Consider the following 26,472-nt stretch of genomic DNA (forward strand, 5'->3'; position numbering starts at 1 on the left):
CCGTGATCCGCCATCCGGCGTCCGGCCCGGTCACAGCGCCCCGAGGTCGGCCGACAGCCACCGCTGCGGCAGCACCCGGAACGTCACCAGCGTATGGAGATCGGAGCCTTCCACGTATCCCGGCACGGCCTCCGGCGGCAGGTAGCGGGCGGCGATCCGGGTGAGGTGCTCCAGCGTGGTGGGGCCGGAGCCGACCACCGGCCCCTCTATCGACACGTAGCGATAGGTCGGGCTCGTCCGCTGGACCAGCACGGTCAGCCGGCCCGCCTTGGCGATCAGGGCGGCCTTGCGGGACTCCACGCCGGTCAGGAAGAGCACCTCGCCGCCCGGCTCGTAGTCGTACCAGACGGGCACGCTCAGCGGCCCCCGGCCGGGGCCCGCGTCCACGGCCAGCCCGGCGATGTGCGGCTCGGCCAGGAACTTCGTCCGCTCCTGCTCGTTCAACCCCATCACGCCCACCTCCGATGATCGCAACCTCATCGTGTACATCACCGAAGATGGACCGGCTACTCCACCTCAGGACCGTGCGGAGCGTGGCTTGCGCGTTCTTCGCCTTGTCATGACGCGGCGCGTACCTGCGGCCCCGGCCGCGGCACGGAGGCATGGGTGAAGGTGTCAGTGAAGGTGCCGGAAGCGGGACTCGAACCCGCACGCCCTTTCGAGCAGACGCTTTTGAGGCGTCAGTGTCTGCCTATTCCACCATTCCGGCTGATTTCCGAACGTGTCCGGAAAGTGCCGTACCTCGCCCCTGGTGTGGACCAGCGGAGGGCACCGGCGTGGCTCTAATCTACCGGACATCGGTACTCTTGCGCTCGTGAGTACGCAGCGGCGAGTGGTGATCGCGGAAGACGAGGCACTGATCCGCCTCGATCTCAAGGAGATGCTTCAGGAAGACGGCTACGTCGTCGTGGGGGAGGCCGGTGATGGCGAGACGGCGATCCGGCTCGCCACGGAGGAGCGGCCCGATCTGGTCATCCTGGACGTCAAGATGCCGATATTGGACGGCATCTCCGCCGCCGAGCGGATCGTGGCCGAGCGGATCGCGCCGTGCCTGATCCTCACCGCGTTCTCCCAGCGTGACCTGGTCGAACGGGCCAGGGACGCGGGCGCGATGGCCTACCTGGTCAAGCCGTTCACCAAGGCCGACCTGGTGCCCGCGATCGAGATGGCGGTGAGCCGGCACGAGGAGATGGTGGCGCTCGCCGCCGAGGTGTCGAGCCTGTCGGAGCGGCTGGAGACGCGCAAGCTGGTCGAGCGGGCCAAGGGGCAGCTCATGGCCAAGCACGGGTGGAGCGAGCCGCAGGCCTTCCGCTGGATCCAGAAGGCGTCGATGGACCGCCGGCTGAGCATGCGGGAGGTTGCCCAGATCGTTATGGACGACGCGGCCGAACGCGGCTAGGAGGGCTTCAGGCCGCACACCTCCAGCGCGTAGTCGATGAGACGATCCTGCTCCGGCTTGGCCGGGGCGACGATGACCACGCGCTCCTCGCCTCCGTCGACGCTGGCCCGTACCGGGAACTGGAAGGCCTTCTTGGCCTCGGCGAAGGCGTGCGGGTCGCAGCGGCCGGGGGTGAGCTCGACCGGCGCCCGCGCCACCCGCTCCTGCGCGCCGAGCGCCAGCAGGGGGCTGTGCTCGCCGACCGGGGTGGCGATGTAGTGGGTGGTGCCGCCGATCGAGTGCACGGCCACGGCGCCGGCGCCGCGGCGGGTCAGCGTGAGGGTGCCGCGCATGGCCTCGCCCACCGGCTTCCACTCCGGATCGAAGGAGATCTCGGCCGCCTGCTTGATCAGGTGCTCGGCGCACTCGTCGCGCACCAGCCTGGCCAGCAGCGGGTCGGGGTGCGGCACCTTGAACACCACCCGGCGCAGCTCCGGCTCGGACCCGGCGCGCAGGTGGGCCACCACGGTGGCGGGCTGGACCGCGGGCAGGCCCTGCGACGGGCAGACGGCCTGGCCGTAGGGAGTGGGGATGTCCATCCGGTCTGTCCGGGGGATGTCGATGTCGGCCTTCTGCGGCGGGAGCGTGGTGAACGACGGGGTGACGATCTGGACGTCGGCGAAGTAGACCGGCGTCGCACCGGTGTTGCGGACGGCCACCTGCATCCTGTGCACCGGCTCGTCGGAGCGCCATTGGCCGAAGGAGACCGACAGGCCGGGCGGTGGATCCTCGGAGGGTGGGGGCGCGGGGGCGGGTCCGCCGCACCCGGACGCGAGCCCCGCGAGCACGAGCAAGACCATCAGCTGCTTCACCTGATGAACATTTAGCATGCTGGGGGCGGGTCGTAAGTTGAGGACTGGTTACGACTCCGCATCCAAGTGCCGACAGTTCACCTGTATGACTGGCATGTACGTGCAGGCATTTTGTACGTTTCCGTCATTCGATCGGGAGTGCTCGGCGGTGCTGAGAGATCCCGGACCGTAAATGAAGGAGACAAACTTCATGATCCGCATTGCTCCCATGGGGCGGGCGCTAGCTGTCGTGGCTGCCACCAGCCTCGCCCTGACAGCTTGCGGTGGTGGCAGCGACACCGCCGCACCCGCTTCGCCCACGGCCGCCTCATCCTCCGCGGCGGCGCCCGCGGCCAAGGGTGACGGCAAGCTCACCCTCGGCACCCTCCTGCCGCAGACCGGATCACTGGCGTTCCTCGGCCCGCCCGAGTTCGCGGGGGTGGACCTGGCCATCAAGGAGATCAACGAGGCCGGCGGAGTGCTCGGCAAGGACGTGGAGAAGATCCACACGGACTCCGGCGACACCACCACGAACATCGCCTCGCAGTCCGTGGACAGTCTGCTGGCGCAGCAGGCCGACGCCATCATCGGCGCGGCTTCCTCGTCGGTGTCGGAGTCGGTGATCGACAAGATCACGGGTGCCGGCGTGGTGCACTTCTCGCCCGCCAACACCTCTGACAAGTTCACCACCATCGCGGACAAGGGCCTTTACTTCCGCACCTCGCCGCCCGACAAGCTGCAGGGCCGCGTGCTCGGTGACCTGGTCGTGGCCGACGGCAACGACACGGTCGGCATCATGGCGATGCAGGACTCCTACGGCACCGGCCTGGCCGACCAGGTCGCCAAGACGGTCCAGGACAGTGGTGCCGAAGTGGTCGAGCGCGTCGACTACGACCCGAAGGCGGCGGACTTCTCCGCCGACGTGGCCAAGCTCAAGGCCAAGAACCCCAAGGGCATCGTGCTCATCGGCTTCGAGGAGACCGCCAAGGTCATCGGTGAGCTGATCAAGCAGGGTCTGCCGGCCGACAAGCACAAGTGGTACATGGTCGACGGCAACACCTCGAACACGAACTACATCAAGATGCCCAAGGGCACCCTGAAGGGTGTCAAGGGCACCATCCCCGGCGCCGCGGCTCCGGACGAGTTCCAGAAGAAGCTGCTCGAGGTCAACCCCGACCTTGAGGACTTCAGCTACGCGCCTGAGTCCTACGACGCCGCCAACCTGCTCGCGCTGGCCGCCGAGGCCGCCAAGAGCGACGCCGGCACCGATGTGGCGGCCAAGCTGGTCGAGGTCAGCAAGGGCGGCGAGAAGTGCAAGGACTTCAAGGCCTGCAACGAGCTGCTCAAGGCCGGCAAGGACATCGACTACGACGGCGTGAGCGGTCCGGTCGAGTTCAACGACGCCGGTGACCCGGCCGTCGCGACCATCGGCATCTACCAGTACGGCGACGACAACAAGTACGCCACCAAGGCCCTCGAGTACCGCACCGGCAACATCGCCGGCTAGTCGCTCCTGAGCTGAGACAACCCGCGAAGGGCCCGATCCTCCCCCCTGGGACCGGGCCCTTCCGCATGTCCGCTATGCGCAGCCTCGCGTAATTTGCCCCGCGGCGGCCCTGTAGCGCTTCAGGAGGGCCGCCTGGCGCTGCTTCGGCACATCGCCCCGTGCCAGCCCTTCGGTCGCTGTCAGGACCGTACGGACGGCCGGAGCGAGGGGGGACGGCAGGCGCGGGCCGAACTGGAGCGTGATGCCCCGCACCTCGGCCAGCCGGCCGAGCAGCGCGTCCTCGAAGTTCTGCGCCTGCTCGCGGCCCTCGGGTTCGAGCAGGAGGCCCGCGTAGCCGATGGCCGACACCACGCGCGCGCACGGGCTGTCGGTGGGGTCGCCGCCGGTGCTGTACGTGCCGCCGGAGGCGGGCGTCTGCTGGCAGGCGGCCAGGACGGGCAACATGAGGGCGATCGCCGCGAATCGTGGTAACACACCACTCATTGAAAACCATCGCTCAGCAAAAAAACGGAGAAGGGGCCCACGAGGAGCCCCTTCTCCGTTTCTGTCAGGCGGTCAGGCCTTGGCGAGCGTACCGAGGTAGAGCTCGATGACCTTGGGGTCCTGAGCGAGCTCGCGGCCGGTGCCGGTGTAGGCGTTGCGGCCCTGGTCCAGCACGTAGCCACGGTGGCAGATCTGCAGGCAGCGCCTGGCGTTCTGCTCCACCATGATCACGGTCACGCCGGCCTTGTTGATCTGCTGGGCCTGGATGAACACCAGGTCCTGGAGCTTGGGCGACAGGCCCGCCGACGGCTCGTCCAGCAGCAGTACCGACGGCTCGGTCATGAGCGCCCTGGCCATCGCGACCATCTGCCGCTCGCCGCCCGACAGGGAGCCGGCGCGCTGCTTGCGCCGCTCCTTGAGGGCCGGGAACAGCTCGGCGACGAACTCGAAGCGCTCCTTGAACTTGCCGGGCACCTGGAAGGCGCCCATCTCGAGGTTCTCCTCGATGGTGAGGCTGGGGAAGACGTTGTTGGTCTGCGGGACGTAGCCGACCCCGCGGGAGACCAGCGAGTGCGCCTTCATGTTCGTGATGTCCTCACCCTTGAGCAGCACCGTGCCGCTACGGATGTTGACCAGCCCGAACATCGCCTTGAGCAGGGTCGACTTACCGGCTCCGTTGGGGCCGATGATGCCGATCAGCTCCCCGTCGCCGACGTACAGGTCGGAGCCGTTGAGGATGTTGACGCCCGGCAGGTAACCGGCGATCAGCTCGTCGCAGCGCAGGACGGCGTTCTCGGCGCCGGCCAGGTGCGCGCTGCGGTCGGTGACCGCGGCCTGCGAGTCAGGTGCGGATTCGGGGACGGCGTTCACTTCTTCGCCTCCTCCTCGTTCTCGGCGACGAGTTCCTCCTCGGCCTCGTGGAGCTGCTGTTCGAGCTCGTCCTCCGAGAGAGGGGCGTCGTGGTGGGCGCCCAGGTAGGCATCGATGACGCGGGAGTCGGACATGATCGTGTCCGGTGGCCCCTCGGCGATGACGTTGCCCTGGGCCATGACGATCACCCAGTCGCTGATGTCGCGGACCATGTCCATGTCGTGCTCGACGAACAGCACGGTCATGCCCTGCTCGCGCAGGTCCTTGACATGGCCGAGCAGGGACTGGGTCAGGGCCGGGTTGACGCCGGCCATCGGCTCGTCGAGCATGACCAGCTCCGGCCGGACCATGAGCGCGCGGGCCATCTCCAGCAGCTTGCGCTGGCCGCCGGACAGCGACCCGGCGAAGTCGTCGCGCTTGGCGTCGAGCTTGAACCGGGTGAGCAGTTCTTCGGCCCGCTCGGTGATCTCGTCCTCCTGGCCGCGCCACAGGCTCGGTACCAGGGCCCGCCAGAAGGTCTCGCCCTTCTGCGCCTGCGCGCCGAGCCGCATGTTCTCCAGCACCGTGAGCTTGGACAGCGCCTTGGTGAGCTGGAAGGTGCGCACCATGCCGGAGCGGGCCACCTTGTGCGCCGGCACGCCGTTCATGTTGCGGCCGTTGAACGTCCACTGGCCGGAGTCGGCGGTGTCGAAGCCGGTCAGCTGGTTGAAGAAGGTGGTCTTACCGGCGCCGTTGGGACCGATCAGCGCGGTGATGGAGCCGCGCTGGACCTCGACGTGCTCGACCTCGACCGCGGTGAGGCCGCCGAAGCGGCGCACCACGTTGTCGACCACGAGGATCGGGTCCGGCTTGGGCACGCCGGGCTCGCGGGCCAGATCCTTGAAGGCGGCCAGCGCCGCCGTTTTTTGCTCTTTGGTGGTTTCAGCGTGCATCGATTGCTATCTCCCTCTTGTCACCAAAGATGCCTTGTGGTCGGTAGACGAGCAAGAGGATCAGTCCAAGCCCGACCAGCAGGAAGCGGAACGGGCCGACCTGCGTGATGTCCATGAAGGTGATGAACCCCGACTGGACAGCCCCGCTGAGCACGCCGTTGACCAGCACCAGCAGCACCCAGAAGATCATCGAGCCGACGACCGGGCCGAACACGCGGGCGGCGCCGCCGAGGATCACGATGGTGTAGGCGAAGAAGGTGGTCTCGGTGCCGAAGATGTCAGGCTGCACCGAGGCGTAGGCCAGACCGTAGATGAAACCGCCGAGAGAGCCGATGACGCCGCCGAGGATCAGCGACTGCATCTTGTAGGAGAAGACGTTCTTGCCCAGGCTGCGCACGGCGTCCTCGTCCTCGCGGATCGCCTTGAGCACACGGCCCCACGGGCTCTTCATGAGCAGATAGACGACGGCGCACGACAGGCCGACGAGGATCCAGCCGATGGTCAGCACCCAGAGCACACGCTCGTTGAAGGTGAACCAGCCGAACCCGTACGTCCCGTCCGGGTAGGGGTTGAGCGCGTAGAAGCCGTCGGAGAAGCCGCGCCGGCCGTCAGAGCCGCCGAAGACGTCCTTGAACGCCACCGAGCGGAAGATGAGCCGGACGATCTCGGCCGCCGCGATGGTGACGATGGCCAGATAGTCGGCTCGCAGCCGCAGTGTGGGGATGCCCAGCAGAAGGGCCAGCAGCACCGCGGCGGCCAGGCCGACCACGATGCCGATCCAGAACGGCAGCCCGATGACCGTGACGGTGACCGCCAGGCCGTATCCGGCGACCGCCAGGAACGCCGACTGCCCGAAGTTGAGCAGGCCGGTGTAGCCGAAGTGGATGTTGATACCGATCGCGGCGAGCGCGTACCAGACCGTCTCGACGCCGATGGCGGCCTTGACGGTGGTGGAGATGATCGTGGTCCAGTCCATGGTTCCCCCCGTCAGCCGATTCGCTCGCGGCGGCCGAGGATGCCCTGCGGCCGGAAGAGGAGCACGATGATGAGTACGGCCAGTGCGCCGACGTTCTTGAGCTCCGGCGGTATCCACAGCGTGGACACCTGGACGAACAGGCCGACGATGATCGAGCCGATGAGCGCGCCGAAGGCGGTGCCCAGGCCGCCGAGCGTGACGCCGGCGAAGATGAGCAGCAGGAGATCCTGGCCCATGGTGAACTTCAGGTTCTGCGACAGGCCGAGCATGATGCCGGCCAGGCCGGCGATGGCGCCGCCCATCGTCCAGATGATGCGGATGACCCGGTCGACGTTGATGCCGGAGGAGGCCGCGAGCGCCGGGTTGTCGGCCACGGCGCGGGCCGCCTTGCCGGTGCGGGTGCGCAGCAGCGCGATGCCGACCACGACGAGGACGGTCAGCTCGATGCCCATGGCGACGAGGTTCTTCGGCGCGGCCGAGATGGGGCCGATCTGCATGCCGGGCTGGGCGTTGTACTGCACGAAGGAATCGCTCTCACCGCCGAACACGATGAGGAACAGGTATCTCAGGAACAGCGCCACGCCGATCGAGATGATCATCATGGCGATGATGCCGGTGCCCCGCCTGCGGAGCTGCCCCCAGAAGAACCTGTCCTGGCTGTAACCGAGCCCGCCCGCCACGATGACCGCCAGCGCGGCCGCGGGGATGAGATGCAGGCCGATGCCGGTGTTGAAGCCATAGGCGATCAGCGCGCCGAGCGTGACGAGCTCGCCGTGGGCGAAGTTGGTCAGGCCCGTGGTGCCGTAGATGAGGGAGAGGCCGAGCGCGGCGAGCGCGATGATCAACCCCAGGTTGAACCCCTCGAAGGTGAGCTGGGCCGCTCGCTGCCAGAAGGCGCTCGACGCGCCGTCGTCCCCCGGCGGCGCGCCGTCGGCGCTCTTGGCCTGCAGGGCGAACAGCGCGGTGGCCGGGTTGCCCTCGTACACCGTCAGCGAGCGCACGTTGGTCCCGCCACGGACCTCGACATCCTTGGGCAGGGTGCCGACGTCGAGCGTGACCTTGTACGGTCCTGGCTCGGCGATCGGCACCTCCCATGCACCCTGGGCGTTACTGGTGACCTCCTGGACGGGTTGTCCGCTCTCGGTGGTCACGACGATTTTCACGCCGTTCACTGGCTGGCCTTGGAGTTTGAGTGTTCCCCTCAGGCTCTGTTCCGGATCGGCCGCGTGGGCCGGAGCGGCGAGCAAGAGTATGAGTCCACCCAGGAAGGCCGTGAACGCGATCACGGCTCTGCGCAATGGTGCTCCCTCAAATAGGTCAAGGCGGGGTTGTGCCCCTCCATCTCGACACGCGGGCATGCCAGGCACAACTGGGATGCTGTGGCGGGAGCTTATTGCGGCTACGCCCGGTTCAGTGTCGTTCGTCACCAATTAGAGACATGTGCGTGTCACTGATGTGAGCAAACAACGCGCCAGGTCAGGGGCTAAATGGGGGGAGACGCCTGGCGTTGCTTCCTGTGCGGGCTGACCTGGTTGGTAACGAGCCCGGGGGAGACCTTTGGGGCCATATGAGGCCTTCGCGACCTCACTGTTATCTACTCGGTCTCCCCGCGGGCTCCGCTGCCCACAACCGTAGCGAGCACAGGGCGCTGCGCGCAAAGGGCGAAACGAGCTTTGTGAGGTTCAAGGGCGCTGCGCGCAAAGGGCGAATTCCGCTTTGTGAGGTTCAGCGGTCACGCAGCATGCAGGTGAGACGGGAGGTGCAGACCCGGCGGCCCTGATCGTCGGTGATCTCGATGTCGTAGGTCGCCAGCGTGCGTCCGCCGTGCAGCCGGGTGGCGACGCCCGTGACGTGCCCCGAGGTCGCCGAGCGGTGGTGGGTGGCGTTGATCTCGATGCCGACGGCGATCCGCTCCGGACCGGCGTGGATCGCCGCGGCGGTCGATCCCAGCGTCTCGGCCAGCACCACCGACGCTCCGCCGTGCAGCAGGCCGTACGGCTGCGTGTTGCCCGCCACCGGCATCCGGCCGACGACGCGCTCGGCGCTGACCTCGACGTACTCGACGCCCATCCGGTCGGCCAGGGTGCCGCGCTGCATGGCCGCGAAGTAGGCGGGTTCGAGGGGATCTGTCTGCGTCAAGGGGATGCCTCCAGTCGTTCGAGCTCGGGTTTTCTGTCGTGGGTGGAGACTAGGCTGCCTGTGTGCCGAAGAGTGAAGTGACCCCCAGCCGCCCGTGCCTGCTGCTGCTTGACGGGCATTCCCTGGCTTATCGCGCCTTTTACGCGCTCAAGGATGCCAACCTCATGACCACCGACGGTCAGCACACCGAGGCGGTCTACGGGTTCACCTCGATGCTGACCAACATCCTGCGCGACGAGAAGCCGACCCACGTCGCGGTGGCCTTCGACCGCTCGGAGCCGACGTTCCGGCATGAGGAATACTCCGACTACAAGGCCAACAGGAGCGAGACCCCCGAGGACTTCCGCGGTCAGATGCAGCTCATCTACGAGCTGCTCGACACGCTGCGCGTCCCGCACCTGTCCAAGGCCGGCTTCGAGGCCGACGACCTGATCGCCACCCTGGCCACCCGCGCCGACGCCGAGGGCATGAGCGTGCTCATCGTGACCGGCGACCGCGACGCGCTGCAGCTCGTCAACGACAACGTCACGGTGCTGATGACCCGCCGCGGCATCAGCGACATGACCAGGTTCACCCCGGAGGCGGTCCAGGAGAAGTACGGCCTGACCCCGACCCAGTATCCCGACTTCGCGGCGCTGCGCGGCGACCCCAGCGACAACCTGCTCAGCATCCCCAGCGTGGGCGAGAAGACCGCCGCCAAGTGGGTGCGCGAGTTCGGCTCGCTGACCGCCCTGGTCGACCGGGTCGACGAGGTCAAGGGCAAGGTGGGCGACAAGCTGCGCGAGCACGTCGCCCAGGTGCTGATGAACCGGCGCCTCACCGAGCTGCTGCGCGAGGTGCCGCTGGAGACCGACCTCGCCGACCTCCGGCAGGGCGTCTGGGATCGCGAGGAGGTCAACAAGCTGTTCGACACCCTCCAGATCCGCGGCGAGCTGCGCGAGCGCGTCTTCAAGACGCTCGGCACCGGCGAGCAGGAGCCCGAGCAGGGCTTCGAGGTGGAGACCGTCATCATCGGCCCCGACCGGGTCGGCGGCTGGCTGTCGGCGCTGCCCGCCGGCCGGGCCGGCCTGGCCTTCAAGGGCGTCTACGGCAGCGGCACCGGCCGCATCGACGCCATCGCGATCGCCTCTCCCGACGGCACCGCCGCGCACATCGACCCGGCCAAGCTGACCGAGGACGACGAGGTGGCGCTGCGCGCCTGGCTGGGTGATGAGTCCCGGCCGAAGGCCGTGCACGACGCCAAGGGCCCGATCCTGGCGCTGTGGGCGCAGGGCATGGAGCTGCGCGGCCTGACCAGCGACACCGCCCTGGCCGCCTATCTGGCGATGCCGGGCCAGCGCACGTTCACCCTGGAGGACCTGGCCAGGCGCTACCTCAACCGCGACCTGCGGGCCGAGGCCGAGCCCGGCGGGCAGGCGGCGCTGTTCGGCGACGACGAGGACGCGCCGGCCAAGGATCTGGCGCTGCGCGCGCACGCCGTGCGCGAGCTGGCCGAGGCGCTGGAGACCTTCCTGGCCGGGCGCGGCGGCACGCAGCTCGTCGACGACCTGGAGCTGCCGCTGATCACCACGCTGGCCGAGATGGAGCGGGCGGGCATCGCCGTCGACAGCGCCTACTTCACCGGCCTGGAGGCCGAGTTCGGCGCGGCCGTCAAGCACGCCGTCGAGGAGGCCCATCGGGTCGTCGGCGAGCAGTTCAACCTCGGCTCGCCCAAGCAGCTGCAGGAGATCCTTTTCATCAAGCTCGGCCTGCCCAAGACGAAGAAGATCAAGACCGGCTACAGCACCGACGCCGACCAGCTCGCCTGGCTCGTCACCCAGACCGACCACGAGCTGCCGACGATCATGCTCAGGCACCGGGACCAGACCAAGCTGCGCACCACGGTCGAGGGCCTGATCAAGGAGATCGCCGACGACGGCCGCATCCACACCACCTTCAACCAGATCATCGCCGCGACGGGCCGGCTGTCCTCGGAGAAGCCCAACCTGCAGAACATCCCGATCCGCACCACCGAAGGCCGCCGCATCCGGCAGGGCTTCGTCGTCGGCGAGGGCTACGAGACACTGCTGACGGCCGACTACAGCCAGATCGAGCTGCGCATCATGGCGCACCTGTCCGGTGACGAGTCGCTGATCGAGGCCTTCGAGTCGGGCCACGACTTCCACCAGGCGACCGCCGCCCGGGTGTTCGACCTGCCGCCGGAGCAGATCGACGGCGAGCTGCGGGCCCGGATCAAGGCGATGAACTACGGCCTGGCCTACGGTCTGTCCGACTTCGGGCTGTCCAACCAGCTCAACATCCCGGTGGCCGAGGCGCGGGCGCTCAAGGAGGAATACTTCACCGAGTTCGGCGGCGTCCGCGACTTCCTGCAGGACATCGTCCGCCAGGCGCGCACCAACGGCTACACCGAGACCATGATGGGCCGCCGCCGCTACCTCCCCGACCTGACCAGCGACAACCGCCAGCGGCGCGAGATGGCCGAGCGGATGGCGCTCAACGCCCCCATCCAGGGCTCGGCCGCCGACATCATCAAGGTCGCGATGCTGCAGGTGCGGCAGGCGCTGCGCGAGGAAGGGCTGGCCTCGCGGATGCTGCTGCAGGTCCACGACGAGCTGGTCTTCGAGGTGGCCCCCGGCGAGCTGGAGCGGCTCAGGGCGCTCGTCACCGGTCAGATGAACGCCGCCTACCGCCTGCGGGTGCCCCTGGAGGTCTCCGTGGGCGTCGGCCGCACGTGGGAGGACGCCGGTCACTGACGCGTCCCTCGTGATCGGCGCGGTCCTCGGCAGGCGCGCCGATCACGGAGGGTGGGTCTGCACTATCCTGTGAGGGATTTCCCCGAGTGGCACGGGAGTTCTGTGCGGTCCTCAGCGTTCCTCACCCGGCTCATCGGCATCGCGAACGTCGCGGTCGTGATCCTGGCGGTCCTCGGGCTCGTGTTCCTGCCGTCCTCGGCTCCCGCGCCGCAGGCTCCCGCCGCCCAGCGCGCCACGCCCGGGCCGGGCGGCGAGCGGACGGCCCAGGCAGGGCAGCCGCCGGGAGTGGTCGCCACCCCCGAGTTCGCCAAGCAGGTCAAGGCCAACGAGCTCGGCCTGGTCCCGGTGCTGATGTACCACCGCATCGTCAAGAAGCGGCGCGCCGCCATCGACCGCACCCCGGCGCAGCTCAGGCGGGAGCTGGAGAAGCTCGCCGCGCAGGGGTACGTGCCGATCAGCGCCAAGGAGTTCGCCACCGGGGACATCCGGGTGCCGGCGGGCAAGTCTCCCGTCGTGCTGACCTTCGACGACGGGCATCCCAGCCACTTCGGGCTCGACGCCGCGGGCAATCCCCGGCCCGGCACGGCCGTGGCCATCATTCTCCAGGTCGCGGCCAAATATCCGGGCTTCCGGCCGGTCGCCACGTTCTGGATCAACCACACCCCCTTCGGGCTGCAGACCGAGCGGGAGCAGGCCGCCGCCGTGCGGTGGCTGGTCGGCAACGGCTTCGAGGTGGCCAACCACACCTGGTCGCATGCCAACCTCAGGACGCTGCCGAAGAAGAAGGTGCGCCGCCAGCTCGCCAAGGCCGAGAAACTGCTGCGCGAGCTGGGTGCCGGCCCGGCGCGGACCATGGCCCTGCCGTACGGCTCGATGCCGCGCTCGAAGAAGACGGCTCGCAGCGGCGCCTGGAAGGGCACGGGCTACGATTTCGCCGGCGTCTTCCTGGCCGGGGCGGAGCCGTCGCGTTCGCCGTACGCGAAAGATTTCGATCGCGGCGCGATCCAGCGGATCCAGAGCAACGGCAACAAGGGCGAATGCCGCAGGTGGTGCTCGCAGCACTGGCTGAAGTGGCTGCACCGGCACCCCCGCGAGCGCTACATCGCCGACGGCGATCCGGACCGGATCTCCATACCGAGCAGGCTCCGGGTTAAAATAGCGGCCAAGCGCAGACCGATGGTCAACGCCTACTGAGTGTGGCGGATTGTCTGCTGGATTGACCGCAGGCCGATGGTCTCGTATGCTGATCGCTGCGCTGTGGGCTCGCGCGCGCCTCAGATGGAGCGGGCTCGCGCTCGGTCACGTCGACGTTGTCTTTCATCGGCTTGATGCGGAAGAGGGCCTGCCGCGCATCCGCCACATCGACATCCTGTCCGCGTTCGGAGCAATTCCACACATGACGTCCAGCACCGAGGCCACCTCGAGCACCCCGCAGGTAGCGGTCAACGACATCGGGTCCGAGGAAGCCTTCCTCGCAGCGATCGACGAGACCATCAAGTACTTCAACGACGGCGACATCGTCGAGGGCACCGTCGTCAAGGTCGATCGAGATGAGGTCCTTCTCGATATCGGCTACAAGACCGAGGGAGTCATTCCCTCGCGTGAGCTTTCGATCAAGCACGATGTCGACCCCGCGGACGTCGTGGAAGTCGGCGAGCATGTCGAAGCCCTGGTTCTCCAGAAGGAGGACAAGGAAGGGCGTCTGATCCTGTCCAAGAAGCGTGCTCAGTACGAGCGCGCCTGGGGCACGATCGAGAAGATCAAGGACGAGGACGGCATCGTCACCGGCACCGTCATCGAGGTCGTCAAGGGTGGACTCATCCTGGACATCGGCCTCCGTGGCTTCCTGCCGGCGTCCCTGGTCGAGATGCGCCGGGTCCGCGATCTGCAGCCGTACGTCGGCCGCGAGCTCGAAGCGAAGATCATCGAGCTCGACAAGAACCGCAACAACGTGGTTCTGTCGCGCCGCGCCTGGCTTGAGCAGACGCAGTCCGAGGTGCGCCAGACGTTCCTCAACACCCTGCAGAAGGGTCAGGTCCGCAAGGGCGTTGTCTCTTCGATCGTCAACTTCGGCGCCTTCGTGGATCTCGGCGGCGTCGACGGCCTGGTCCACGTGTCCGAGCTGTCCTGGAAGCACATCGATCACCCCTCCGAGGTCGTGGAAGTCGGCCAGGAGGTCACGGTCGAGGTCCTCGACGTCGACATGGAGCGCGAGCGCGTCTCCCTGTCGCTCAAGGCCACCCAGGAAGACCCGTGGCAGCAGTTCGCCCGCACGCACCAGATCGGCCAGGTCGTTCCCGGCCGGGTCACCAAGCTGGTGCCGTTCGGTGCGTTCGTCCGGGTCGAGGAGGGCATCGAGGGTCTGGTCCACATCTCCGAGCTGGCCGAGCGCCACGTGGAGATTCCGGAGCAGGTCGTTCAGGTCGGCGACGAGATCTTCGTGAAGATCATCGACATCGACCTCGACCGTCGCCGCATCAGCCTCTCGCTGAAGCAGGCCAACGAGGGTGTGGGCACCGAGGTCGAGTTCGACCCGACCCTCTACGGCATGGCCGCGACCTACGACGACCAGGGCAACTACATCTACCCCGACGGCTTCGACTCCGAGACGGGTGAATGGCTCGAGGGCTTCGACAAGCAGCGCGAGGAGTGGGAGCGGCAGTACGCCGAGGCTCAGACCCGCTTCGAGGCTCACCGTAAGCAGATCGAGGAGGCGCGCAAGGCCGAGGCCGAAGCGGGCGAGGCTGCTCCTTCGACCTACACCGGTGAGACGCAGGCTCCGGCGGGCGGCTCCTCGTCGGCTCCGGCCGCGGGTGCTCTCGCCTCCGACGAGGCTCTCGCCGCTCTGCGCGAGAAGCTCGCGGGCGGCCAGAGCTGACGCTCTGACAGCAGCAGGTTGAAGAAAGGCCCCGCACGGGTTCGTGCGGGGCCTTTCGCCTGCGCTCCGCCACCGTGTGCGCCCGCGATCGGCAACATGCGCGCGCGATCGAGGAACGTACGCCTGCGATCGAGGAACGTACGTCTCGACTGGGGAACGTACGCGCGCGATCGAGGAAGCAATGCTTCCGCGTTGGCTGACAACGTGGTCCGCATGAAGCCCTTCCGTATCGACGTTCCGCAGGCCGACCTCGACGATCTCCGAGACCGCCTTCACCGCACCCGGTGGGCGCGGCCACTGCCCGGGGCGGGGTGGCGGCGCGGGGTGCCGGTGGATTATCTGCGTGAGCTGGCCGCCTACTGGGCCGACGAGTTCAGCTGGCGGGAGCAGGAGGCGAAGCTGAACGCCTTCCCGCAGTTCACCACCGAGATCGACGGGCAGTCGATCCACTTCGTGCACGCCCGGTCGCCGGAGCCGCACGCCCTGCCACTGATCATGACGCACAGCTGGCCGAACTCCGTCGCCGAGTTCCTCGAGGTCATCGGCCCGCTCACCGACCCGCGGGCGCACGGCCTCGACCCCGCGACCGCCTTCCACGTGGTCGCGCCCTCCCTGCCGGGCTTCGGCTTCTCACCGTTCCCGGAGCAGTTCCCTGAGCCGGCCGACGAATCGTTCCCCCGGCAGTTCCCTGAGCCGCTCCCCGAGCCGGCCGACGAGCGGCCGTGGGACATCGCCCGCGTGGCCCGGACGTGGGCGGAGCTGATGAGCAGGCTCGGTTACGCCAGGTACGGCGCGCATGGCAACGACGCGGGCGCCCTGGTCACCCCCCAACTGGCCGCGCTCGACAGCGACCATGTGATCGGCTCTCACATCACCGCCGGCCTCGGCATCCCGACCGGCGACCCGGCCGAGCTCGACGGGGCCACCGGTGAGGAGCTGGCCGAGCTCAAGGAAGCGACCGGCTGGATGGAAGGAGGCAGCGGTTACGGTCCCTACCTGGCGGCCCGCCCGCAGACCCTCGGCCACGGCATGACCGACTCGCCCGTCGCCCAGCTCGCCTACCTGGTCGAACGGTTCAAGGAGTTCGACGGCTGGCCCGGTGAGAAGCCGGACGTGGCCGAGCCCATCGCCCACGACCTGCTGCTCACCAACGCCTCCGTCTACTGGCTGACCGCCACGGGCGCCTCCTCGTCGTGGCTCTACTACGAGGGGGCCGCCGGTATGCCCATCGACCAGGACGCCGTACCCACCGGGGTGTCGCACGGCGGGCCGCGGATCTTCCGCCGCATCGCCGAGCGCCGCAACCGCGTCGTGCACTGGGGCGGCCACACCAGCCCCAGCCACATGGTGGCGATGGCCGCCCCGGACAGCCTGGTGACCGATCTGCGCGCCTTCTTCGCCCTGGTCGATCGATCGCTGAAGTAGGGTGCTCGAGTGGAGATCCAGCGGGCGGTGGCCGCGGACGCGGGCGAGATCCTGACCCTGCAGCGGGCGGCTTACGTGAGCGAGGCACAGCTCTACGGCGATCCGTACATCCCGCCGCTGGTGGAGTCGCTCGATCAGGTGCGCAAGGCGATCGAGAACGGCGTGGTGCTCAAGGCCGTCGAGGCGGGCCGGATCGTCGGCGCGGTACGCGGCACGCCGGCGGGCACCACCTGCCTGGTGGGGCGGCTGGTCGTGGCGCCCGACCGCCAGGGTCAGGGGCTGGGCACCGCCCTGCTGACCGCGCTGCACGAGCAGGTGCCGGACGCGGCGGCGTTCGACCTGTTCACCGGTCATCTGTCGGGGTCCAATCTGCGCCTCTACCGGCGTCTGGGCTATCGGGAGACGCACCGGGAGCGCATGGACGACCACCTGACGCTGGTCCATCTGAGGCGTTAGCGGCCTATAAGCTGCCGTCTGTGTTGAAGATTGGGCTCACCGGCGGCATCGGGTCCGGCAAGAGCGAGGTGGCCAGGCGGCTGGCGGCCAGAGGCGCGGTCGTCATCGACGCCGACCGGATCGCCCGTGAGGTGGTGGAGCCGGGCACCCCGGGCCTGGCTCGGGTGGTGGCGACCTTCGGCGAGGGGGTGCTGCGGCCTGACGGCTCGCTCAACCGGGAGAAGCTCGGCGCGATCGTGTTCGCCGACCCCGACAAGCTGGCCTCGCTCAACGCGATCGTGCACCCGCTGGTGGGGGAGCGGGTGGCGCGGGCGCAGAGCGAGGCCGACGCTGACGCGATCGTGGTCTACGACGTGCCGCTGCTGGCGGAGAACAAGCTGGCGCCGATGTACGACGTGGTGATCGTCGTCGACGCCCCGGACGAGGTCCGCATCGCGCGCCTGGCCGAGCACCGGGGGATGCCGGAGCAGGACGCCAAGGCGCGCATCGCGGCCCAGGCGAGCCGGGAGGACCGGCTCGCGGTCGCGGACCTCGTGATTCCCAACGACGGCCCTCTCGACGAGCTCGAAGCCCGGGTCGCCGAGGTGTGGCAGGAGCTGCTGCTGCGCGCGAGCCGCGGCTAGAGCAGGCGGCTGGTCAGGTCGAACAGGCGGCGTGCGTCGCCCGGGTCCAGGGTGGGCTAGTGACAGGTCGATCGGCTCGCGGCGGTCGCAGGCGAGCAGGGTGCCTTCGGGCGGGTCGTCCATCAGCTCGATGATCGGCTGGATGCTCTTGGCGACCGGTTGGGCGAAGAGCCTGGCCAGCACCCGGACGATGGATCGGGCGGGCTGGGAGAGTCTCCGCCTTGGCCAGCAGGCCGGTCAGGCCGTGGCTCAGCAGGAACCGGCTGACGTAGTAGAGGGCGAAGGTCACCTCGAAGCCGTCAGCGGTCTCGACGGGGGTGCGGAAGTGTCTCATCGCGGTGAGGACCAGCCCGTCCAGCCGGTCGTGCCGGGCCCGGACCTCCTCGATGACGCGTCGGTTTTCGGCGACGGAGGTCAGGTCGGCGCGGATGAACGCGGCCCGCTCCCCGGCGCCCAGCCGCTCGGCGTCCTCGGCGAACCGGCGGCCCTTCGCCGGATCGCTGCCCACGACGGTCTTCCGCTACTTCGGCTCCGAGAAGCGGCTCTTCGACGAGGCCAGCGCCCCCGGCGAGGCGCCCGCGGGCCTGCTCGACGGGCCGCCCGATGGCCGGGTGGCGACGGGCTTGCTCGGCCGCCCGATGTCCCGGCTAGAACGGTGCGTCGAGGGGCACCTGGCGGACCCCGGGCAGGTGCGCGTCCAGCTCACCCAGCTCGAACCGCGACATGCCGATGACATGCCAGAACTGCCCCGCCGTCTCCCCTTGGACCTTGTATCGGCCGTCCGGCGCCAGCGCCGCCCAGCCCTCCGGCAGCCCGAGCAGGGTCATCCGGCGATCCGATCCCTCCCAGAGGATCACCACGCCGTCGTCGCCCGCGCTGGCCAGCAGGTCCGAGGAGGGACTGAAGGCGACCGACCAGACGCGCCGCGCATGACCGGGGAGCGCGCGCAGCAGCCTGCCGGAGGTGGTGTCCCACACCCGCACCACGGCGTCGTCGCCGCCGGTGGCGATGCGGTCGCCGGCGGCGTTGAAGTCGACCGTCCACAGCCGTCTCGCGCCACCGTCGAAGGTGTGCCGCAGCAGCGGCTGCCAGGGCTGGCCCGGCCGCAACTCCCACAGCCTGGCCTGGCCGTCGTTGCCGGCGCTCGCCAGCAGGTCGCCCGAGGGCGAGAACACCACCGAGTAGACCCGGTCGGAGTGCCCCTCCAGGGTCGCCACCCGGCCGCCGGAGTCCACGTGCCAGATCCGTACCAGCCGGTCGTCGCAGCCGGTGGCGACGTAGCGGCCGTCCGGGCTGAAGGCGATCGAGCGGACCCGGCCGCGGTGGTCGGTGAGGCTGGCGACCAGCCGGCCCGTCGCCCGCCACCAGATCCGCACGCTGTCGTCGTCGTTGGCCGTGGCCAGTTTGGTGCCGTCGGGGCTGAACGCCTCCGCCCACACGTGGTCGGTTTCGGCGTTGAGCTCGCGCTCGTAGTCGCCGGTGGTGGCGTTCCAGAAGTGCACGCCGCCGTCGTTGCTGGAGGTCGCCAGCACCGGCCCGGCGGGGGAGAACAGCGCGGAGATCAGCCGGTCGGCCTGGCCGGTGAACTCGCGCAGCCGTCGCCCGGTGCGGGCCTCCCACACGCGCACGACGCCGTCGTTGCCGCTGGTCGCCAGCATGGAGCCGTTGGCGCTGAAGCGGACCGAGGTGATGCGCCTGCCGTGCCCGCGCTGCACGCGCTGGCACTGGCCCGACTCCGGGTCCCACAGCCGGACCGTGCCGTCGTTGCTGCTGGTGGCGAGCTGCTCGCTGTCGGGCCGCCACGCGAACGGCCACACCGAGCTGCGGTGACCGCTCAGCTCGACGCGCTGCGGCCCGCCGACCGTCTGCAGCCGCACCACGCCGGCGGAGTCGCCGGTGGCCAGCGTACGGCCGTCGGGGGAGAAGGCCACCTGGTAGACGGCGGCGGCGTGGGTGGTGTGCAGGCCGCGGAACTCGCCCGAGGAGTCCCACAGCCGCACGTCGCCGGAGGTGTCGCCGGTGGCCAGCAGTGAGCCGTCGGGCGAGAACGTGACGCAGTAGATGCTGCCCCGCAGGCCGGTCAGCGCGTGCCGCCGCGTCCAGGTGGCGGTGTCCCACACCCGCAGCGTGCCCGCTCCGTCGCCGGTGGCCAGCACCGAGCCGTCCGGGCTGTGCACGGCGCGGTAGACGGGGCCGCGGTGGTCGTCCATGGTCCTGGCCAGCTCGCCGGTGGACAGGCTCCAGATGCGCAGCATGCCCGCCGCGTCGCCGGTCGCCAGCACGTTCCCGTGGAAGGAGGCCGTGTAGATGGGCGCCTGGTGACCGGTCAGCTCGTGCAGCAGGTCGCCGGTGGCGGTGTTCCAGACCCGGACCACGCCGTCGCCGCCGCCCGCCGCGAGCAGCTCTCCCGAAGGGCTGAACCGTACCGGCCAGACGCCGTCGCGGTGGCCGGTCAGGGCGCGCAGCCGCACGCCGGTGAGGGGGTCCCACAGCATGACGAGGCCGTCGCTCGCGCCGGTCGCCAGCAGGTCACCGGCGAACGAGACGGAGTAGACGCGGCCGGTGTGCCCCTGCAGGGTGCGCACCGGCAGCCCGCCGACGCACAGCAGCACGCCGCCGTCCTCGTTGCCGATCGCGATGGTCGAGCCGTCCGGACTGTAGGCGATCGGCTCGGGCAGGCGGCTGGTGTGGAAGTTGTATCCGTACGGCACGCCGATCGCGGCGGGCGCGAGCTGCGTCTCGACCGGGTGACCCGGCACCACGGCGGCGCCCGGCAGGTGCGGCGGCGTGCCGGTCACGTTGATCAGGGTGGCGCGGTGCCACCGGGCGCCCTCGGCCGACACGTCGCTCAGGTCCGTGCGCGCCAGCCGTGCCCCGGACAGGTCGGCGCCACCCAGGTCGGCGCCGGTGAGCACGGCGCCGTCGAGCCGCGCCCCGACCAGCTTGGCGTCCCGCAGGACCGCCCTGGACAGGTTGGTGCCCGCGAGGGTCGCGTCGGTCAGGTCGGCCCCGGTCAGGTCCACCTCCTGCAGATCCCTGGCCGACAGGTCCTCGCCCTTCAGGTTCGCGCCGCGCAGGTCGGCCCGGGCGGGGGTGCGCAGCCGGGCCGCGATCTTCACGGCGTTCGCGCGGGACACGTCGTCGGCGGGCGGATCGGCCACCCACGCCCGCAGCGCCCGCACGTCGGCCAGGTCGCACAGGAACTCGACGGTCAGCGCCGACAGCGGCCGGCGCGACAGCGCCACGGGCGCGTCGATCGTCGCCGCCACATGCCTGGCGATCAGCCACTCCATCACCGAGGAGTGAATGAACCCGAACATCCCCTCCTCGGTCCGCACCAGCAGGCTGCCCGACCCCATCGCGTAGGCGGTGTGCGCGGCCGAGAGCTGGCCGCTGGCCAGATCGGCCAGCGTCTCGGCGATCTCGGTCAGCTCGTCCACACCGAGCAGTGACTCGCCGGAGTCCCACAGCCGCAGCGCCAGCGCCGTCACCACCTGCCACAGCTCCGCGGTGGACAGGGTGGCGGGCGACCCCGGCACCTTGACCCGCCGCTCCTCGAAGGCCAGCCAGGACTGCAGGATCTCTTCGTACAGCAGCGCGGGGCTGATCGTGTGCCGTGCCTGGGCCACCGTGCGCAGCCGGTCGGCGTCGAGGTCGGCGATGAAGCTCAGCATCCGCGGGTTCTGGGCCAGGGCCAGCAGGTCCCTGATGCCCTCCATCAGCGACATCCGGGCGGCGGCCTCGTCACCGTCATCGAACCGGTTGGCGAGGTAGGAGCGGATCTGGTCGTGGGTGAAGTCCTCCAGGCCCAGCACCCGCCGTTGCGGCAGCACGCCCACCATCTCGCCGAGCGAGGTCAGCACCTGACTGTGCGACTTGAAGTGCTGGGTACGGCTGGCGACCACGATCTTCGCCTTGTCCTCCGCCGCGGCCAGTAACGTCGCCAGGTGGTCGGCCGCCCGGTCGTAGGTGAGCCGGGTGACGAGCTCGTCGAAACCGTCGAACAGCAGCACGATCCGGCCCTGCCTGAGCAGGTAGCGGAAGGCCTTGAGGTCGATGAGCTCCTCGCCGTGGTTGGCCAGGTGCGCGGCCACCAGCCCGTCCACCGAGTGCGCCTTGTCCAGGGCGCGCAGCTCGATGAGGACGGGCGTCAGGTGCGGCAGCTCGGCCGGGATGCGCCTGGCCAGCTCGCGCAGCGCGAACGTCTTGCCGTGCCCGAAGTCGCCGAGCAGCAGCAGGAACCTGCCGTGGTCGGTGGCCAGCAGCCGCATCAGCTCGTCGGTGAGCCCTTCTCTGATCTGGTGGCCGGGCCGGTCGAGCTCGCGGTAACGCTGCGGGACGTACAGCGCGGGCGGGTAGCGGCGGTCGGTGGTTAGCCTGGCCGTCTGCTCGGCGGCGTAGCCGGACAGGTCGAGCAGGCCCTGGAACTCGGTGAAGCTGCGCAGCCGCACCCCCCTGCGCATGAGGTCCTCGCGCAGCGTGCGCGACGGCGGCGGCCCCTGGTAGACCAGCTCCGCCGCCAGCTCGCTCGCGTGCGCCTGCCGGACGAACTCGGCGGCGTCCTCGGCGGTGAGCTCGCCCGCGTGCGCGCCGATCATCAGCTGGCGGACGAACCCGTCGTCGGGGTGGGTGACCACCAGATGGCCGGGCATGCGGCGGATCCTGGCCCGCTCGTGCCTGGCCTCGCAGACCTCGGTGATCCGGTCGAGCAGCAGCTCGACCGGGGTGGGCTGGCGCCGGTCCTGCCCCGGGGCCGAGCCGCCACCGGGGGGCGGGCCGGCGGGCGTCTCGCCGGTGAAGGTGGCGCGGGCGGCCCGCCAGACGTGCCGGACCCGGGCGGGCGCGCCGCCGTCGGGCAGCCAGGTGCGGATCCCCTCGGGGGTGATCTCGATGACCTGGTGGCGGCGGGGCGCGGTGACGGCCCCCGCGGCGGGGTCGCCGGACCCCTGGAAGAGCAGGTTGAGCCGGTGGGCCAGGAGCCGTTCGAAGGCCGGCGCGTCGTGCAGCGCGGCGGGCGGGTGCCCGATGGCGCCCAGGCGCAGCCAGCCCTGCTCCTCGTAGGGCCGCAGCCGCTCGGCGAACCAGGCGGCCTGTCCCTCACCGAGCATGGCGTAGGCGTCGCGCTCCAGGTGGCTCATCGCCATCGTCGAGTTGAGCCCGGCAACGACCACCTTCAGGTCGGGCACCTCGAACACGGTCCACGGCTGCCCGACGTCGAACACCCGGTCGTCGAGCCCCTGATAGACCTCGCCGAACAGGCCGGCGAAATGCCGCCACTTGGGCCAGTAGGGCGGCTGCGGGCTGACGTCGTCGGCCTCGCAGGTGAGGAAGTAGGCGCTGGCCGCGGCCTTGGTGACGTCGCGCGGGCCCGGCACGATCACCAGCCGGTGCGGCTCCAGCCCGAGCAGCAGCCGCAGGTCGGTGACGAACCGGGTGGCCTGCCCGAACTGCCGCAGGCTGCCGGACTCGGTCAGGTCGCCGCTGGCCACGATGAGGTCGGGCCGGGGCGTGCCCCTGTCGTACATGGCGGTGAGGTCGGCCCAGATCCGGGCCTGGATGTCCTCGGGGGTGAACGGCTCGCCCGGGTCCGGCAGCCCCCGCCCGAACCGGGGGCCGGCCAGGTGCAGCACGCTGAGGGAGTCACGCCGGGCGTGCGGGGCGGCGGCGGGCGGGAACTTCGGCGCGCTCACCGGACTGCGGCGGGTGCGCACTCCGCTGCCGCCGCCGGGCGGCGGCAGCGTCGGCGGCGGGGCGGGCAGGTCCGAGCCGGTCGGGAACGTGGGCGCGGCCTCGGGCTTGGCCCGGCCGTTCAGCGCCTCCCTGACCCGGCCGAGCAGCAGCGCCCTGGCGTGCCCCGGATCGGTCACGCCCAGCAGGTCCACCCAGGTGATCGTGGACAGCAGCCCTTCGAGCCGGACGTCCTCCAGCCTGATGGTGACCAGCTTGTTCGACGGGGCGTCGGGGTCGGCGCGCATCGCCGCCTGCCACTCCATCCGGCCGTAGCGGGAGCTCAGGTAGTTGCGCGAGAGCACCGCCACGACGAGCTGCGCCTCGCTGACGCCGCGGTCCATGAAGTCGATGAAGTTGGTGCCGGGGACGAAGTCCCACGCCTGGATCATCGTGCGGTAGCCGGCCGCCTCCAGCTCCCAGGCGATCCATGTCGCCCAGGCCGTGTCGGCGGGGGAGTAGCTGACGAAGATCTGTGTCGGCCTTCCGTCACGTGCCATTCCCTCAGTATCGCCCGTGGGGTCGGCGTTTCGCATGCCGTGTGCGATCATCGTCGGGTGTTGCGGCGTCTTGGCGTGCTCGACTGGATCAGGGTCGGGCTGCTCGTGCTCGGTCTGGTCTTCGTGGCCACCGGGCTGCTCCCGCTGCCGGTCGCCCGGGAGAGCATGGGCGAGATCGGGCCGTTGCTGGTGTTCCTGGTGGGGATCATCGTGCTGGCGGAGCTCACCAAGGAGGCGCAGGTCTTCGACGTGATCGCGGCCAGGATGGCGGTCCTCGGCCGCGGCAACTACGTCGCCCTTTTTCTCCTCTGTACGGCCTTCGCGTCATTTATCACGATTTTTCTGAACTTGGATACGACGGCGGTGCTGCTCACGCCGGTCATGCTGGCCCTGGCCCCCAAGGCCCGCATCGCCGCCCTGCCGCTGGCCATGACCACCATCTGGTTCGCCAACACCGCGAGCCTGCTGCTGCCGGTGTCCAACCTGACGAACTTGCTGGCCATGGAGGCCATCGACCTGTCGCCGCTGGAGTTCGCGGCCCGGATGTGGGCCCCGCAGGCCGTCGCGATCATGGTCACCATGGCGTTCCTGTGGGCCTTCTTCTGGCGCAGGGGCGAGCGGCGCGAGGCGCGCTACACGCCCCCGCTGCTGGAGCCGATCGCCGACCGGGTGCTGTTCGGCGCCGCCTCGGCCGCCTGCCTGCTGTTCATCGGCGCGCTGCTGGCGGGGGTGGAGGTGTGGACGGCGGCGACGGTGGCGGCGCTCATCGTGGTGGTCGCCTTCGCGGTGCGCGACCGCGGGCGGCTGACCTGGCGGCTGGTGCCGTGGCAGCTGCTCATCTTCGTGACCGGCCTGTTCCTGGTGGTGCCCACGCTCAGCAGGTACGGTCTGGCCGACCTGATGGGCTGGCTCCTCGGCGTCGAGCGGGACCCGTACCGCACGGCCGCCGTCGGGGCCGGGCTGTCCAATCTGCTCAACAATCTGCCCGCCTTCAAGGCCGTCGAGGAGGTCATCCCGGCCGACGACCGAGGTCAGCTTCTCGCCCTGCTCGTCGGCGCCAACGTGGGCCCGGTCATCACGCCGTGGGCGTCGCTGGCGACGCTGCTCTGGTTCGAGTCGTGCCGCCGCCACGACGTCAAGGTGCCGATGCGCCGCTTCCTGCTCACCGGTGCCGGCCTGGCCGTCGTGGGCCTGGCGGCGACGACCTGGGCCCTGGTCACCTTCGGTTGAGGGCTCGTCGCCGGTTGATCTAGAGGAGAATGGTCACCATGGCCAAATCACCTCTGAACAGATGTTTCGGTCTTGTCCTCCTGGCCGCCGTCGGGCTGACCGCCTGCAGCGGCGGCGGCACCGTGACGACCGCGTCCTCGATCGTGCCCCCCAGCGCGTCGGCCAAGGCGTCGGCCGAGCCGTCCGCCACCGTCTCGGTGATCCCGCCGAAGGCGGTCCGGCTGGTCAAGCTCGAAGTCCTCGGCAAGGGGAAGGCCGCTCAGCCGATCATGTACAACGCGGACGAGAGCGGCGTCGAGAACGAGGCCAAGCTGCCCTGGTCCAGGACCGCCCAGATCGAGCTCACCGGCGCCGAGCAGGAAGTGGGCCGCCTGGTCTCGATCGTGGCGGGGTCGGTCCGGGCCGCCAACGGCCAGTTCAAGCCGGCCCCCTGCCGGATCATCGTGGACGGCGAGAAGGTCGCCTCGGGCAAGGGGTCGTGCAAGTACATGCTCAAGTAGCCGCCGTCCGGCGCGGTCGAGCACCTGCTCAAGTGGCCGCTGCTCGGCGCGGGCGGGCACCTGCTCAAGGAGCCGCCGCTCAGCGGCGGCGGATCGTCATGGACCGTGCCGACCGGCGCCGGTTCGGGGCGCTGTCCTCGGCCTCCTCGGCCGGCTCCTCCTCCGACGGCCGGGGACCGACCACCGCTGCGAACCACGGATGCGCCCACCGGGAGGCGCGCTCGCCGCTCATGCCGCCTCCAGCGGCGGGCGCGGCACGCCGGCTCCAGGATGCGACGAGGCGGAGAGCACCGTCGCCGACTCGGTCACACTCAGCTCCATGGTCGGATCCGTCAGCAACGCCGACATGGTGTTTCTCCTTTCCGCACCCTCTGGTACAGACGTCGGACCGGGCGGGAAGCGCTCTTCGCCGCCGGGCCATGCGCATATCTTCAGTGATTCATCGATGGACAAGGGACAGCAGGGCCTGGATGGCCTCCGGGTGGGCCGCCACGAAGCTGCGGTCCTCGACCGTGCCCTCGATGTTGTCCTCGAAGGGCCCGCCGTCCAGCGCCCGGATCTCGATGCCGGCCTCCTGCGCGATCAGCGCGCCCGCGGGCAGGTCCACGGCCTCGGCCTGGTAGCCGACCATGCCGTCGATGTCTCCACGTGCCAGCATGGCCCACGACAGCAGCGGCGCCCACAGCTGCAGCACTCGCCGGGAGCCGAGCTCCAGCGCGTGCCTCATCTCGCGCACCTTTGTGTCGTCCCTGGTCACAGCATACCCCTGGGTCCAAGCGAGCAGTGGACCATGGGACGAGGGCCGGTGGCGGGCGGCCATCCGCGCGCCCGGGGACGCCAGCGCGCCACGGCCGCGGACCGCCGACCACGTCTGCGCCGACACCGGGTCGTGCACCACGCCCAGCATCGGCCGGCCCGCCCGGCACAGGGCCAGGCCCACGACGTAGGCGGGCAGGCCGATCGCCACGTTGTTGGTGCCGTCGAGCGGATCGATCAGCCAGGTCCACTCGGCGCCCGAGACGCCCAGCAGCCCCGACTCCTCGGCGATGACCGTATGGGACGGGTAGACCGCGAGGATCCGCTCCAGCAGCAGCTTCTCCGAGGCCAGGTCCAGATCGGTCACCACGTCCCCCGAGCCGCCCTTGGGGCGGACGCCGATCGGCTGCCTGGTGCCGTCCAGGAGCAGCTTCCCCGCCGCCTCGGCGGCGTCCACGGCGAGCGCGCGAGCGTGATCCAGATCCATC

22 protein-coding genes and 1 tRNA gene are annotated in these 26,472 nt (G+C 69.9%); 10 read left to right on the top strand and 13 right to left on the bottom strand.

Features of this window, described 5'->3' with window-relative positions; translation table 11 throughout:
• Positions 1-30: 30 nt before the first annotated feature.
• The gene (locus IEY87_RS18980; protein WP_189140023.1) at positions 31-450 is read right to left on the bottom strand and encodes a pyridoxamine 5'-phosphate oxidase family protein; all 420 of its coding nucleotides are present in this window, start codon (positions 448-450) and stop codon (positions 31-33) included.
• A gap of 175 nt (positions 451-625) precedes the next feature.
• Positions 626-709 (bottom strand) — tRNA-Leu (locus IEY87_RS18985).
• 105 nt (positions 710-814) lie between these two features.
• Here IEY87_RS18985 and IEY87_RS18990 point away from each other — a divergent pair.
• Complete coding sequence (locus IEY87_RS18990) at positions 815-1,399, top strand: ANTAR domain-containing response regulator (protein ID WP_268241359.1); 585 nt, start codon at positions 815-817, stop codon at positions 1,397-1,399.
• Here IEY87_RS18990 and IEY87_RS18995 read toward each other — a convergent pair.
• The gene (locus IEY87_RS18995) at positions 1,396-2,250 is read right to left on the bottom strand and encodes a hypothetical protein (RefSeq protein WP_189140024.1); all 855 of its coding nucleotides are present in this window, start codon (positions 2,248-2,250) and stop codon (positions 1,396-1,398) included. The two genes, IEY87_RS18990 and IEY87_RS18995, sit on opposite strands and share 4 nt — an antisense overlap.
• A gap of 190 nt (positions 2,251-2,440) precedes the next feature.
• On the opposite strand from IEY87_RS18995, the gene IEY87_RS19000 reads away from it, so the two are divergent.
• Entirely contained in the window at positions 2,441-3,736 is a 1,296-nt protein-coding gene (locus IEY87_RS19000; RefSeq protein ID WP_189140025.1) for an ABC transporter substrate-binding protein, read from the top strand.
• A 72-nt stretch (positions 3,737-3,808) separates the two neighbouring features.
• On the opposite strand, the gene IEY87_RS19005 is transcribed toward IEY87_RS19000, so the two are convergent.
• The 6 genes from IEY87_RS19005 to IEY87_RS19030 form a co-directional block, all read right to left on the bottom strand.
• Positions 3,809-4,210 carry a hypothetical protein gene (locus IEY87_RS19005; RefSeq protein ID WP_189140026.1) on the bottom strand — a complete coding sequence of 134 codons (402 nt, stop codon included), beginning with the start codon at positions 4,208-4,210 and terminating at the stop codon, positions 3,809-3,811.
• A gap of 81 nt (positions 4,211-4,291) precedes the next feature.
• The gene (locus IEY87_RS19010; RefSeq protein WP_189140027.1) at positions 4,292-5,089 is read right to left on the bottom strand and encodes an ABC transporter ATP-binding protein; all 798 of its coding nucleotides are present in this window, start codon (positions 5,087-5,089) and stop codon (positions 4,292-4,294) included.
• On the bottom strand, positions 5,086-6,021 hold the full coding sequence (locus IEY87_RS19015) for an ABC transporter ATP-binding protein (RefSeq protein WP_189140028.1): 936 nt from the start codon (positions 6,019-6,021) through the stop codon (positions 5,086-5,088). Before IEY87_RS19015 ends, IEY87_RS19010 begins: the two co-directional genes overlap by 4 nt.
• Complete coding sequence (locus IEY87_RS19020; RefSeq protein WP_189140029.1) at positions 6,011-6,997, bottom strand: branched-chain amino acid ABC transporter permease; 987 nt, start codon at positions 6,995-6,997, stop codon at positions 6,011-6,013. Before IEY87_RS19020 ends, IEY87_RS19015 begins: the two co-directional genes overlap by 11 nt.
• 11 nt (positions 6,998-7,008) lie before the next feature.
• On the bottom strand, positions 7,009-8,160 hold the full coding sequence (locus IEY87_RS19025; RefSeq protein WP_225277475.1) for a branched-chain amino acid ABC transporter permease: 1,152 nt from the start codon (positions 8,158-8,160) through the stop codon (positions 7,009-7,011).
• A 562-nt stretch (positions 8,161-8,722) separates the two neighbouring features.
• Positions 8,723-9,094 (bottom strand): PaaI family thioesterase, encoded by a 372-nt coding sequence (locus tag IEY87_RS19030; protein ID WP_189140312.1) that lies wholly within the window; start codon positions 9,092-9,094, stop codon positions 8,723-8,725.
• A 104-nt stretch (positions 9,095-9,198) separates the two neighbouring features.
• On the opposite strand from IEY87_RS19030, the gene polA reads away from it, so the two are divergent.
• From polA to coaE, 6 genes are all read left to right on the top strand, one after another.
• The gene (gene polA, locus IEY87_RS19035; RefSeq protein ID WP_189140031.1) at positions 9,199-11,889 is read left to right on the top strand and encodes a DNA polymerase I; all 2,691 of its coding nucleotides are present in this window, start codon (positions 9,199-9,201) and stop codon (positions 11,887-11,889) included.
• Between the two features lie 102 nt (positions 11,890-11,991).
• Positions 11,992-13,083, top strand: a complete 1,092-nt coding sequence (locus IEY87_RS19040) for a polysaccharide deacetylase family protein (RefSeq protein ID WP_189140032.1) — start codon at positions 11,992-11,994, stop codon at positions 13,081-13,083.
• Positions 13,084-13,285: 202 nt separating this feature from the next.
• Complete coding sequence (rpsA, locus tag IEY87_RS19045) at positions 13,286-14,767, top strand: 30S ribosomal protein S1 (protein WP_189140033.1); 1,482 nt, start codon at positions 13,286-13,288, stop codon at positions 14,765-14,767.
• 213 nt (positions 14,768-14,980) lie between these two features.
• Complete coding sequence (locus IEY87_RS19050) at positions 14,981-16,192, top strand: epoxide hydrolase family protein (RefSeq protein WP_225277476.1); 1,212 nt, start codon at positions 14,981-14,983, stop codon at positions 16,190-16,192.
• A 9-nt stretch (positions 16,193-16,201) separates the two neighbouring features.
• Positions 16,202-16,648 (top strand): GNAT family N-acetyltransferase, encoded by a 447-nt coding sequence (locus tag IEY87_RS19055; RefSeq protein WP_189140034.1) that lies wholly within the window; start codon positions 16,202-16,204, stop codon positions 16,646-16,648.
• Between the two features lie 20 nt (positions 16,649-16,668).
• Positions 16,669-17,271 carry a dephospho-CoA kinase gene (gene coaE, locus IEY87_RS19060; RefSeq protein ID WP_189140035.1) on the top strand — a complete coding sequence of 201 codons (603 nt, stop codon included), beginning with the start codon at positions 16,669-16,671 and terminating at the stop codon, positions 17,269-17,271.
• A gap of 13 nt (positions 17,272-17,284) precedes the next feature.
• On the opposite strand, the gene IEY87_RS19065 is transcribed toward coaE, so the two are convergent.
• Both IEY87_RS19065 and IEY87_RS19070 read right to left on the bottom strand, forming a co-directional pair.
• Positions 17,285-17,779 carry a Rossmann-fold NAD(P)-binding domain-containing protein gene (locus IEY87_RS19065; protein WP_225277477.1) on the bottom strand — a complete coding sequence of 165 codons (495 nt, stop codon included), beginning with the start codon at positions 17,777-17,779 and terminating at the stop codon, positions 17,285-17,287.
• A gap of 139 nt (positions 17,780-17,918) precedes the next feature.
• Complete coding sequence (locus IEY87_RS19070) at positions 17,919-23,498, bottom strand: WD40 domain-containing protein (protein WP_189140036.1); 5,580 nt, start codon at positions 23,496-23,498, stop codon at positions 17,919-17,921.
• A 57-nt stretch (positions 23,499-23,555) separates the two neighbouring features.
• On the opposite strand from IEY87_RS19070, the gene IEY87_RS19075 reads away from it, so the two are divergent.
• Both IEY87_RS19075 and IEY87_RS19080 read left to right on the top strand, forming a co-directional pair.
• Positions 23,556-24,728: an ArsB/NhaD family transporter gene (locus tag IEY87_RS19075; RefSeq protein WP_225277478.1), complete on the top strand. Its 1,173-nt coding sequence runs from the start codon at positions 23,556-23,558 to the stop codon at positions 24,726-24,728.
• 38 nt (positions 24,729-24,766) lie between these two features.
• A complete protein-coding gene (locus IEY87_RS19080) occupies positions 24,767-25,228 on the top strand; it encodes a hypothetical protein (protein ID WP_189140037.1) in 462 nt (153 codons plus the stop codon).
• Between the two features lie 79 nt (positions 25,229-25,307).
• On the opposite strand, the gene IEY87_RS19085 is transcribed toward IEY87_RS19080, so the two are convergent.
• A complete protein-coding gene (locus tag IEY87_RS19085; protein ID WP_189140038.1) occupies positions 25,308-25,460 on the bottom strand; it encodes a hypothetical protein in 153 nt (50 codons plus the stop codon).
• 207 nt (positions 25,461-25,667) lie between these two features.
• The gene (locus IEY87_RS19090; protein ID WP_189140039.1) at positions 25,668-26,471 is read right to left on the bottom strand and encodes an inositol monophosphatase family protein; all 804 of its coding nucleotides are present in this window, start codon (positions 26,469-26,471) and stop codon (positions 25,668-25,670) included.
• Between the last annotated feature and the right edge of the window lies 1 nt (position 26,472).

The sequence above is a fragment of the Nonomuraea glycinis genome, from assembly GCF_014646515.1.
Classification (GTDB): Bacteria; Actinomycetota; Actinomycetes; order Streptosporangiales; family Streptosporangiaceae; genus Nonomuraea; species Nonomuraea glycinis.